Genomic DNA, 12,139 nt, shown 5'->3' on the forward strand with positions numbered 1-12,139 from the left:
GCGCAGCCCAACGCGGGGCAAGCCCGCTCGCCACAACAAGCCCATTCACCTCAGCAAGGCCATTCACCTCAGCAAGCTCTTTCACCTCAGCAAGCCCGCGCACGGCATCAATCCAACGCCAACTCCACCACCCCACCGTTCAACCGCACCGGCCATACCCGCAAGCGCTGCTCCGGCGCCTCCAGGCACTGCCCGTCTGCCAGGCGGTAATGCTGTTTGTAAATCGGCGCTGCCACCACCAGTTCACCCTTGATGCTGCCGATCAAACCGCGACCGATCACATTCGCCCCCGACTGCGGGTCGTGATTGTCGATGGCATACAGCGTCTGCGCCTGCGCGCCCGGCAGGTAGAACAGTGCGACTTGCGCGCCGTCCAGCCACACCACCACGCCGGAGTTGCTCACCAGGTCTTGCTCGCGGCACACCTGCGTCCAGGTGGCCAGGTTGCGTTGGGTAGTGGCTTGGCTCATCAGGCAATCTCCTCGGTGACGGCAATCAGGTTGAGTTCGGCGGCCATGATTGGCCGGCGCTGGCCGCGTTCCTGGACGAAGTGGATGTCCGGGTCGGGGCGTTTGTCGTTGACGAAGGTGCGGAAGCGCTTGAGTTTTTCCGGGTCCTTGAGGGCGTTGGCCCACTCGCATTCGTAGCGGTCGACCACCTGTTGCATCTGCGCTTCGAGTTCGGCGCCCAGGCCCAGGCTGTCGTGCAGGATCACGTCCTTGAGAAAATCCAGGCCGCCTTCCAGGCTCTCGCGCCACACCGAGGTGCGCTGCAGCTTGTCGGCGGTGCGGATGTAGAACATCAGGAAGCGATCGATGTAGCGAATCAGCGTGGCGTCATCCAGGTCGGTGGCGAACAGCTCCGCATGGCGCGGGCGCATGCCGCCGTTGCCGGCGATGTAGAGGTTCCAGCCTTTCTCGGTGGCGATCACGCCCACGTCCTTGCTCTGGGCTTCGGCGCACTCGCGGGTGCAACCGGACACCGCGAACTTGAGCTTGTGCGGCGAACGCAGGCCCTTGTAGCGGTCTTCGATCAGCAGCGCCATTTTCACGCTGTCTTGCACGCCGTAGCGGCACCAGGTGCTGCCCACGCAGGACTTCACCGTACGCGTGGACTTGCCGTACGCATGGCCGGTCTCGAAACCGGCCGCGATCAATTCGCCCCAGATATCCGGCAACTCGTGCAGCTGTGCGCCAAACAGGTCGATGCGCTGGCCGCCGGTGATCTTGGTGTAGAGGTCATATTTCTTCGCCACTTCACCGATCACAATGAGTTTGTCCGCAGTGATCTCGCCACCCGGAATACGCGGCACCACCGAATAGGTGCCGTTCTTCTGCATGTTGGCCATGAACGTATCGTTGGTGTCCTGCAACGGCACCAGGGACGGGTCCATGATCGGCTGGTTCCAGCACGACGCCAGGATCGAGCCCACCGCCGGCTTGCACACGTCGCAACCAGTGTGACCACGGCCATGTTTGGCCAGCAGTTCGTCGAAGGTGACGATGCCTTCCACGCGCACCAGCGCGTACAGCTCCTGGCGGGTATGGGCAAAGTGTTCGCACAGGCTCTTGTCGACACTCACGCCACGGGCGATCAGCTCATGCTCGAACACCTGCTTGAGCAACCCGGCGCAGCCGCCGCAACCGGTGCAGGCCTTGGTCTGCGACTTGAGCAGGCCGAGGTCGCTGCACCCGTCGTCGATGGCAGAGCAGATCGCGCCTTTGGTCACGTTATGGCAAGAGCACACGGTAGCCGATTCCGGCAGCGCGCCGGGACCGAGGGTGGGTGCGCCGCTGGAAGACGGCAGGATCAGGCTGGCCGGTTCGGACGGCAACGCGATGCCGTTCTGCATGTACTGCAGCAAGGTGTCGTAGTAGCTGTTATCGCCGACCAATACGGCACCGATCACCTGCTTGCCCGAAGCATCCACCACCAGGCGCCGATAGCTGGCACTGGCCTCGTCGATGAATTGGTAGCTGCGCGCCCCGGGCGTGTGGGCATGGGCGTCGCCGATGGAACCCACGTCCACGCCGAGCAGCTTGAGCTTGGTCGACATGTCGGCGCCCACAAACGGCTCGGCGGTTTGCGCGCAGAGCAGCGCGGCGACGCCCCGCGCCATCTGGTAGCCCGGCGCGACCAGGCCGAACAGGCTGCCGTTCCAGGAAGCGCACTCGCCAATCGCGTAGATATTCGGGTCGCAGCTCAGGCATTCATCGTTGATCACCACACCGCCACGCGGGCCGATGTCCAGGCCGGCCTTGCGGGCCAGTGCGTCCTGGGCGCGGATGCCGGCGGAGAACACGATCAGGTCGGTTTCGAGGAATTCGTCATTGGCAAAGTTCATGCGGTAGCGGTACTGCTCGCCGGCGCTGATCGACTGGGTCGCACGGGACAAATGCACGCCCACGCCCAGCCGCTCGATCTGCGCCTTGAGCGCCAGGCCGCCGAAGTCATCCAGTTGCACCGGCATCAGGCGCGGCGCGAACTCCACCACATGGGCTTCAAGGCCCAGGCTTTTCAGCGCATTGGCGGCTTCCAGGCCTAGCAGGCCACCGCCCACCACCACGCCGCGTCGGGCATTGGCGGCGGCCTTGCGGATCGCATCCAGGTCTTCAAGGGTGCGATACACCAGGCGTGAGTCGCCCTCGGCGCCTTCGATCGGCGGCACGAACGGATAGGAACCGGTGGCCAGTACCAGCTTGTCGTAGGCGACACAGCCGTCGGCGGTGATCACTTCACAGCGGGCGCGGTCGATCTCCAGCACCGGCACGCCCAGGTGCAAGGTCACCCCCGGCGTCTGGTACAGCGCAGCGTCGGACAGCGCCAGCGACTCGGCATCGCGCCCGGTGAAATACTCGGACAGATGCACCCGGTCATAGGCGCGCATCGGCTCCTCGCTGAACACGTGCAAACGGTAGTGAGCCAGCGCGCCGCGTTCGATCAGTTGCGCCACACAGTGGTGGCCGACCATGCCATTGCCGACGACGATCAAGGTTTTGAGAGGGTTCATAGTAAGCACCTGACAACGCTCATCACGGTTTTAAAAGCAAAAAAAAACGCCTGAAACCTTGCGGTTCCAGGCGTCTTTGCCTGTTCTTGTGCGGGTTCGGACCAGGCGACTGCGCCGGATTCACCGCTATTGCCCTGGTTGTCGATCGTCGTTGACCGAGGTGGGTTGATCGGGAGCTTGCAGGGTCTGTGCCAAGCGAAGACAAAGCCCGCACTCAAGGCATCACACGCCAAACAACGGCGATGAAACTGCGCGTAATCGCCTCCAACTGGTGCACCTCGCGTCATAAAAGTGCACAAACCCCTTCTGTGGCGAGCGGGCTTGCCCCGCGTTGGGCCGCGTAGCGGCCCTAAAGGAAAACGCCGCGATCTTTCTGGAAGCTCGCGGCGTCTGGATCAGGGCTGCTTCGCAGCCCAACGCGGGGCAAGCCCCCTCGCCACAAAAAAACCTGGCGCGTGACTTGCTAGGAACACTCCAACCAGGCAGTCAACGCAGACTGCCCTCTCACGACAAAGGCGCCGTGTAACTCCCGTTCTGAACGGAGGGTTACAAGGCGCCTTTTTTGTTTATACGGGTTTCAGATGGCCAACAAAAACATACGCAGTGTGTGTCCCTATTGTGGCGTGGGCTGCGGCATCATCCTGCAGGTCGAGCACAATAAAGTGGTCAAGGTGATCGGCGACAAGGCCCACCCCACCAACTTCGGGCGCCTGTGCACCAAGGGCACTACCTGCGGCCAGGCCATCGCCGAGTCCGGCCGCATGGAGAACGCCTATGTGCGCCAGGCCCGCGACCATGACCCCGTACGCCTCGGCATGGACAAGGCCATCAGCGAAACCGCCCGGCGCCTGCGCCAGACCCTCGACACACACGGCCCGGACGCGCTGGCCTTCTACGTATCAGGCCAGATGTCGCTAGAGTCCCAGTACCTGATCAACAAATTGGCCAAGGGCTTTGTGCGCACCGCCAACATCGAGTCCAACTCGCGCCTGTGCATGGCCAGCGCCGGCAGTGGCTACAAACTGTCCCTCGGTTCCGACGGCCCACCGGGCTCCTATGAAGACTTCGACCGCGCCGACCTGTTCTTCGTGATCGGCGCGAACATGGCCGACTGTCACCCCATCCTGTTCCTGCGCATGATGGACCGGGTCAAGGCCGGGGCGAAGCTGATCGTGGTCGACCCCCGGCGCAGCGCCACGGCAGACAAGGCCGACCTGTTCCTGCCGATCAACCCCGGCACCGACCTGGCCCTGCTCAATGGCCTGTTGCACCTGCTGCTGAAAAACGGCCATACCGATCCTGCCTTCATCGCGAACTTCACCGAAGGCTGGGAGGCGATGCCGCCATTTCTGGAGGACTATTGCCCCGAGCACGTCGCCGCCATCACCGGCCTCGCCGAAGCGGATATCCGCCAAGCCGCCGACTGGATCGGCCAGGCCACCGAGTGGATGAGCTGCTGGACCATGGGCCTCAACCAGAGCACCCACGGCACCTGGAACACCAACGCGCTGTGCAACCTGCACCTGGCCACCGGCGCCATTTGCCGCACAGGCAGCGGGCCGTTTTCCCTCACCGGCCAACCCAATGCCATGGGCGGCCGCGAGATGGGCTACATGGGCCCGGGCCTGCCGGGGCAGCGCTCAGTGTTGGTGGACGCGGACCGCGCCTTCATCGAAAACCTGTGGCAAATCCCCCACGACAGCCTGCCGCGCCAGGCCGGCAGTGGCACCGTGGCGATGTTCGAGCAGATGGCCGCCGGCCGGATCAAGGCCTGCTGGATCATCTGCACCAACCCGGTGGCCAGCGTGCCCAACCGGCAAACCGTGATCAACGGCCTGCACACCGCCGAGCTGGTGATCAGCCAGGACGCCTTCCTCGACACCGAGACCAACCGCTACGCCGACATCCTGCTGCCCGGCGCACTGTGGGCCGAGGCCGAGGGCGTGATGATCAACTCCGAGCGCAACCTGACCCTGATGCAAAAGGCCGTGGACGCGCCCGGCGAGACCCTGCCCGACTGGCAGATCATCGCCCGGGTCGCCTGTGAGATGGGCTTTGCCGAGGCCTTCACCTACGCATCCGCCGCCGAGGTCTTTGAAGAAATCAAACAGGCCTGGAACCCCAAGACCGGCTACGACATCCGTGGCGCCAGCTACCCGCGCCTGCGTGAAAACCCTGTGCAATGGCCCTGCACACCGGTTGAGGCAGCGCACCGCAACCCGATCCGCTACCGTCATGGCGGCACCCTCACCTTCGCCACCGAAAACGGCAAGGCGCGGTTCTTCGCTCGCGCGCATATGCCGCCCGCCGAGATGCCCGACGACGGGTTTCCCTTCGTGCTCAACACCGGTCGTGTGCAGCACCAGTGGCACACCCTGACCAAGACCGGCAAGATCGCCACCCTGAACAGACTCAACCCCGGCCCCTTCGTCGAACTGCACCCCGAAGACGCCGCCCGCCTGGGCATCAAGGACAAGGACCGGGTCGAAATACGCTCCCGGCGCGGTCACGCCGTGCTGCCCGCCGTGGTCACCGACCGCGTGCAGCCGGGCAACTGCTTTGCGCCGTTTCACTGGAACGATGTGTTCGGCGAACACCTGGCGATCAACGCAGTGACCCATGATGCGGTGGACCCGATTTCCCTGCAGCCGGAGTTCAAGTGCTGCGCCGTCGCCCTCAGCCGTGTCGAGCTGATCGACCACCAGTTCCTCGACCTCCCTTCCCCCGTAGCAGAGGACACCGCCATGTCGCGCCTCGACGCCTTCGCCGACATCACCGGCATCCGCCACCTATCGCCACCGACCCTGAACGACAGCGAACGCACCTACCTCGCCGGCTTCCTCAGCGGCTTGCACACCAGCGCCGCGCGCCAGGGTTTCGGCGTACCGACCCTGCCGGCGACTGCGCCGCTGACCGAGGCGTCACGCTTATGGCTGAACGGCTTGCTCGCCGGCTTGTTCAGTCCTACAGAACCCCTCGCCGCACCCTCCCCGGCCGTCACCCTGCTGTGGGCCTCGCAGACCGGCAATGCCGAAGCCCTGGCCGAACGCTTTGCCAAGCGCCTGCGCGAAACAGGCATCAGCGTGGAACTGAGCGCGATGGCGGATTTCCCCGCGAGTAAACTGGCAAGCACCCATACCCTGGCGCTGATCAGCAGCACCTTTGGCGACGGCGACCCGCCCGACAACGGCGAAGGTTTCTGGCACAGCCTGCGCACCGCCGAGACCCGCCTGGAGTCGTTGCGCTTTGCGGTATTGGCCTTGGGCGACGCCAACTACGAGCAGTTCTGCAACCACGGCAAGCAACTGGACCGGCGCCTGCTGGAACTGGGGGCAACGCGCCTGCTGGAACGGGTGGACTGCGACACTGAATTCGAAGCCGCCGCCGATGCCTGGCTGGCGCGGTTCCAGCAGGCACTCAACCCGGCAAAGCCGATGGCACCGGCGACTCCCGCCGGTAAAACCAAGCTGTACGGCTCGCGCCTGCTGCTCAACCGCCACCTCAACCCACACAGCGCGCACAAGGAAACCCGCCAGTTCGCCCTGGACCTGGCCGACTCCGGGCTGACCTATGAAGCCGGGGATGCGCTGGGTATACGGCCACGCAACTGCCCCGAACTGGTCAGCGAACTGCTCGACCTCACCCGCCTGAATGCCAGTACTTGCGTGAACATCGACACCTTCGGCGATGTGCCGTTGCAACAGGCCCTCACCCAGCACTTCGAAATCGCCCGGCCCAGCAGCGACACCCTGGCCTTCATCGCCGAGCGCAGCGCCAACCCGGGTCTCAAGCACTTGCTCAACCCCGAGCACAAGGCCGAACTCAATGACTGGCTGTGGGGTCGGCAACTGGCGGATGTGTTGCAGGAATACCCCATCGACTGTTCGGCGGATGAGCTGCTGGGCACTCTCAAGCGCCTGCAACCGCGCTTATATTCGATCGCCTCCAGCGCCAAGGCGTACCCGCACGAGGTGCACCTCACCGTGGCCGCTGTGCGTTATGGCAAGCGCAAAGGCGTGTCGTCGACCTTCCTCGCCGACCGCGTCGGTGACGGGGAAGTGCCGCTGTTCGTGCAACCGTCGAAACACTTCCGCACGCCCAGCGACGCAGAGGTGCCGATGATCATGATCGGCCCCGGCACCGGCATCGCGCCGTTCCGTGGGTTCTTGCAGGAGCGCCGGGCGCTGGGTCATCAGGGACGCAACTGGCTGTTCTTCGGCGAGCAGCACGCCGCCAGCGACTTCTACTACCAGGACGAGTTGCAAGGTATGCAGCGCGATGGCCTGCTCACCCACCTGAGCCTGGCGTTCTCTCGCGACCAGGCGCAAAAGGTGTATGTGCAGGACCGCATCCGCGATCAGGGCGCCGAGCTGTGGCGCTGGCTACAGGACGGCGCCAGGCTGTACGTCTGCGGCGATGCCAGCCACATGGCCAAGGACGTCGACCAGGCCTTGCGCCAGGTCGCGCAAACCCACGGCGGGCTTGGCGTGGAGGGCGCCGTGGAGTACTGGCGGCAGATGAGCGAACAGAAGCGTTATCTGCGTGATGTGTACTGATTGGATACAGAACAATATGCACTTTGTATTGTGTACAAAAAACCCTAAAGATTTATCGGTGCCAGGCCGAAACAGCAGTGATAGCAAATCGCCTGACTCCTGATCGAGGAACGCAGCGATTTGGCCGCCCTTCACGCTGATGGTCGTCTCGATGAAAATAAAAAATAAGCTGGTCCTGGCATTTGTCTCTGTTGCATTTATTCCGGTCAGCCTGGTGGCCGTGATTTCGGTCATGAACACGCGGACCCAGGCGGTAGATCAGTTCATCGATGGCAGCACCCGGGAGATTCGCCAGATCGACGGCAACATTCGCCAGTTCTTCGATGGCACGTTGCAAAACGTCGATCAGATGGCCACTGATCCTGTATACACTTCCGTCAGCACGCTGAAGAACTACCAGGCCGCCGATGCCGCCAGCCAACCGCTGCCGGCCGAGGCGCAAGCCGTGATCGAGCGCTTCGCACGCTTTGGCGCCACCCACCCGGCGGCAGCGATCCTGTCCATCGGCCTGGAAGACGGCACCTACGCCAAATGGCCGGATGACCCCCAACTGGCCAAATACGACCCGCGCACCCGCCCCTGGTACAAGGCGGCCATGGCCAGCCCCGGCAAAACCGTGCGCACCCCCGCGTATTACTACGACAAGGACGATGTAGCATTGGTGGGCACCGCCCGGGCGATGCTGGAAAACGGCAAGGCCAAGGGCGTGTTCGTGGTCAGCGTCTCCCTGAAAAACCTCACCGAGCTGGTCAAGAGCATCAAGCTGGGCGAAAGCGGCTACGTGATGCTGATCGAAGACGGCGTGGTGCTGGTGGACCCGCGTGACGCCGCCCACAGCTTCAAGCCGCTCAAGGACCTGGGCGCGCCCTACGCGCAGCTGGCCGACACGCCTCAGGGATCCACCGAGGTGGTGATCGATGGCGTGCGCTACATGGCCAACGTGTGGACCTCCCCCAGCCTTGGCTGGCGCTACATCGGCCTGATCGAACACCGTGAAGTCATGGCCGAAGCCACGCGCATGACCTACCTCACGGCCATCATCGTCGGCGTGCTGGTGCTGATCTTCGGGCTGATCGCGGCGGCGTTCTCCAAGGTCATCGTCAAGCCCATCGGCCAGGTCAGCACCGGCTTGCAGTCCATCGCCCAGGGCGAAGGCGACTTGCGCCACGAACTGCAGGTACAGGGCAAGGATGAAACCGCCGAGCTGGCCGGCTGGTTCAACAAGTTCCTCGCGGCGATCCGCCAACTGATCCAGCACATCGGCGCGGCGTCGGCCAATTTGCAGAACGCTTCCAAGGTCAACAGCGAGGTGGCGCACAATATGAACGAGGCGGCCGGACGCCAGCGCGAGGCCGTTGAATTGGTGTCGACCGCATTCAATGAAATGGTCGCCACCGCCAACGAAGTCGCCCGTTCCTGCAGCGGCGCCGCGGAGTCCGCCGAAAACGGCCACCGGCGCGTGGCCGAGGGCAAGCAGCAGATCGAAGTCACCACCGACAACGTCAATCGCCTGGGGCGCCGTCTCACCGAGTCGTCCCAGGCCATGGTCGAACTGGAAGCTGGCAGCCGCAGCATCAACCAGATCCTCGGCACCATCCGCGCGATTGCCGAACAGACCAACCTGCTGGCCCTCAACGCCGCCATCGAGGCCGCCCGGGCCGGTGACCAGGGCCGTGGCTTCGCGGTGGTGGCCGATGAAGTGCGTGCCCTGGCCAAGCGCACGTCCGACTCCACCGGCGAGATCGAGCAACTGCTCGGCACCCTGGAAAACAAGACCCAGGAAGTCACCCAGAAGATGGGCAGTTGCCTGGACTTGTCGCGGGCCAGTGTGTCATCCATCGAAAGTGCGCGGGACAGCTTCGAAGGTATCCAGACGTCGGTGAACGAGATCCGCGACCAGAACCTGCAGATTTCCGCCGCCGCCGAGGAACAACACAGCGTGGCCGAAGAGATCAACCGGCACATCCAGCAGATCTACGACGAGGCACGCCTGGTGGAGAGCCTGGCCAACTCGGCGCAGGACGACTCGGGGCGCTTGTCCACTCTGTCGGATGAATTGAATGGATTGGTGGGGCGCTTCAAGTCCTGAGGAAGTCAGTGCTCTGGCGCCATATGGCAAACGCTCAAATGCGCGATTGCGCAACCATCCAGGCCTGGAACGCCTGAAGTCGAGCCGTGAATGTTTCACGGTCGGCACTCGGGTTCCGGGCCTCGAACAAAAAGAAGGCCACCTGAGTCATCTTGGATGGGTACTCCTTCACGAACAGCGCAACATGCATTTCCAGCGTATGCGGCCACGATGCCTGCTCACCGCAGAGTATCTGGGTGGCTCTGAGCAGCTTGCGTGACGCTTCGCGCTGCAGGCGGAGTCGCTCCTGCTCGTTGGCGGCATGTGCGATGCGGCCAAGGTAAGCGGTGAGCACCGCTTCAAAGTCACCGTTCACGGCCAGGGCAATATCCAGTGATGGCCGAAACCGCTCGAACTGCGCCGACAGATCATTGCCCCACACGCACCGGCAGTGGTGCTTGAGCCAGAATCCCCAGCTGTTGCTGTTTTCGATGGCCAGGACCTGTGCGCGGCTGCCGATATCGAAATCCACCTTGGTGACTTGCGGGTACCGCACGGCCAGGTCGCATCGCACCCGCTCCAACCGCTCCAAAACTGCAGAGGTCGGCGGCTCACATAGCACCACCGTCAGATCAAGATCGGAAACGCCCGGCAGCGCATCGCCACGCGCGACGCTGCCATAAAGATAAATGCCGTCCACTCCCAAGTCAGGCTGCGAGAGCACGTTGCAGACAGCCTCGAGCAGTGGCTGAAATTCACGCTGCACGGGGACGTGGGGAACCGTAAGGATAAAGCCCTCGGCGTCCACCCCCGTGGATTGCGCCGGGCTCATGGATGATGCCTCTCGATCACCAGGCCCTCAGCCTCGCTCGGTACACTGAAATGGCGGGTAATCAGATCAAACTCAGCATCAGTGGCGGCAAAGTCATGCTCACCCTGGGCGTTGCGCGCATGCAGCCTGGCCCGACAGGTGGCGTCATCCAGCTCCAGGTAGTGCAGGCAGTGCCGGGCCTTGGCGGCGTGTGCCAACCCCAGCAGCCATTCGCGACTGGCCACTGTATTGGCAGGGAAATCCAGCACCACGTCGAGGCCCGACTGCAGCACATTGACCACCAAGGGGCCCAGTACGCCGCGAATACGTTGGGCGCATTTGATGTAATCCGCAATGGCGTGGATTTCACCGGGGTAAAGCGTGGCGAGCCAGTGGTCTTCGCTGAGCACAATGGCAGCGTGCTCAGTGGCGAGGGTCTTGGCGAGTGTGGACTTGCCGGAGGCGATCTTGCCGCAGAGCAAATGCAGGGTTGGCATGGGGCGGTTCCTTATGTCAGTCCCGCCAGCATGACCGCCATGGATTGATCACACAACGCCCCGTTTCCAATGCTCGTGGAACGCCAGGGCCGCGACATTCTTGTCCTTGGCTTCGAGCATGATGTCGAAGCGGTCGAGAAACTGCAGCGCATAATCGTTGGTCCAACGGTTCCACATCTGTGCGCTGTGGGCGTAGAGGTCGCGCTTGGACACCACCTGCAACAGCGCGTCCATTTCCAGCTTGTGTTCGGCATCAAAGCCCAGCTCTTGCAGGCTCTCCGGGGGCTGGGAGTAATGCATGGTCGGTCGCACGCCGCGCCAGCTTTCAATCACCCGGGCGACCCGCTCCGAGTGGGGGTCGATGTAGTCGTTTTCGTTGATCCAGCAGTGGTGGATGTCCAGGACCACCGGTGCCAGGTCGGCGACTTGCAGGCAATGGTCCAGGCCATAGGTCTTTTCGTCGTTCTCGAACGTGATGCAGTTGCGCGCCACCTCCGACAGGCGCGACCACACGGCGCGGGTGCCTTCCACGCCGAGGCGGCCGGCGATATGCACGTTGCACTTGAGGTCCTGGAAGCGCCGGCCATAACCCATCATGCGGATCATGTCGGCGTGGTATTCGAATTCGGCAAGGCTGTTTTCCACCACGCCGGGGTTTTCCGAGCCGAGTACACAGTATTGGCCCGGGTGGAATGACAGGCGGATATCCGAGGCGCGGGCCAACTCACCGATGGCGGCAAAACCCTCAACCAATTGACGCTCGATAGCCGGGTCCTTGTAGGCGCTGGCCACTTTGGGATGGCTGTAGAACGGCAACAGGTCGCTGCTCAAGCGCAGCATGCGCAGGGTCGAAGGCAATTCAGCGACATACGCCAGCAGGCGCAATTGAGCGGCCAGGTTGTGCGTGACCACTTCCACCAGTTTGTCCCGGGCCACCTGCGGTGTAACGCTGTCCATCCAACGCAACGTGGTGGTGCGCGGGTTGAACGGACCTTCGATCAGCTTTTGGGCGCTGGCCGACAGTAGCCGTTCGGGATGTTTGTATTGGCACGCGAAGCCAATGCGTGGGTGAGTCATGGAGGCGCCTGGCGTAGGAAAAAGGAGCGAATGATACGGGGTTAGTCCGGGGTAGACCCAGGCGGGTTCCCACTATTTCGAAACGTTTCACGCTGAACTTTCTCACCGGCGCTGCGTTCA

Annotated in this window: 7 protein-coding genes and 1 pseudogene; 3 read left to right on the forward strand and 5 right to left on the reverse strand. The window is 63.3% G+C overall.

What is annotated here, in order from left to right:
* Window positions 1-107: 107 nt before the first annotated feature.
* Entirely contained in the window at window positions 108-470 is a 363-nt protein-coding gene (nirD, locus tag BMX59_RS09625; protein WP_093121166.1) for a nitrite reductase small subunit NirD, read from the reverse strand.
* The gene (gene nirB / locus BMX59_RS09630) at window positions 470-3,010 is read right to left on the reverse strand and encodes a nitrite reductase large subunit NirB (protein ID WP_093121167.1); all 2,541 of its coding nucleotides are present in this window, start codon (window positions 3,008-3,010) and stop codon (window positions 470-472) included. The genes nirD and nirB overlap by 1 nt, the downstream gene beginning before the upstream one ends.
* 581 nt (window positions 3,011-3,591) lie before the next feature.
* On the opposite strand from nirB, the gene BMX59_RS09635 reads away from it, so the two are divergent.
* The 3 genes and pseudogenes from BMX59_RS09635 to BMX59_RS31055 all read left to right on the forward strand — a co-directional run bounded on the left by BMX59_RS09635 (window position 3,592) and on the right by BMX59_RS31055 (window position 9,655).
* On the forward strand, window positions 3,592-7,566 hold the full coding sequence (locus BMX59_RS09635) for a bifunctional nitrate reductase/sulfite reductase flavoprotein subunit alpha (protein ID WP_093121168.1): 3,975 nt from the start codon (window positions 3,592-3,594) through the stop codon (window positions 7,564-7,566).
* Between the two features lie 232 nt (window positions 7,567-7,798).
* Window positions 7,799-8,800, forward strand: a pseudogene (locus tag BMX59_RS31050) (cache domain-containing protein); the annotation flags it as partial.
* An 87-nt stretch (window positions 8,801-8,887) separates the two neighbouring features.
* On the forward strand, window positions 8,888-9,655 hold the full coding sequence (locus BMX59_RS31055) for a methyl-accepting chemotaxis protein (RefSeq protein WP_371322060.1): 768 nt from the start codon (window positions 8,888-8,890) through the stop codon (window positions 9,653-9,655).
* Between the two features lie 34 nt (window positions 9,656-9,689).
* Here the strand turns inward: BMX59_RS31055 and BMX59_RS09645 are convergent, their stop codons facing one another.
* Genes BMX59_RS09645 through BMX59_RS09655 form a run of 3 tightly spaced genes read right to left on the reverse strand, consistent with a single transcriptional unit; the run spans window position 9,690 to window position 12,019 of the window.
* Window positions 9,690-10,466: a nucleotidyltransferase domain-containing protein gene (locus BMX59_RS09645; RefSeq protein ID WP_093121169.1), complete on the reverse strand. Its 777-nt coding sequence runs from the start codon at window positions 10,464-10,466 to the stop codon at window positions 9,690-9,692.
* Complete coding sequence (locus tag BMX59_RS09650; RefSeq protein ID WP_093121170.1) at window positions 10,463-10,942, reverse strand: P-loop nucleotide/nucleoside kinase family protein; 480 nt, start codon at window positions 10,940-10,942, stop codon at window positions 10,463-10,465. The genes BMX59_RS09645 and BMX59_RS09650 overlap by 4 nt, the downstream gene beginning before the upstream one ends.
* A gap of 48 nt (window positions 10,943-10,990) precedes the next feature.
* On the reverse strand, window positions 10,991-12,019 hold the full coding sequence (locus BMX59_RS09655; protein ID WP_093121171.1) for an apurinic/apyrimidinic endonuclease family protein: 1,029 nt from the start codon (window positions 12,017-12,019) through the stop codon (window positions 10,991-10,993).
* Window positions 12,020-12,139: the final 120 nt, after the last annotated feature.

Source organism: Pseudomonas sp. NFR09 (assembly GCF_900111535.1).
Lineage (GTDB): Bacteria > Pseudomonadota > Gammaproteobacteria > Pseudomonadales > Pseudomonadaceae > Aquipseudomonas > Aquipseudomonas extremorientalis.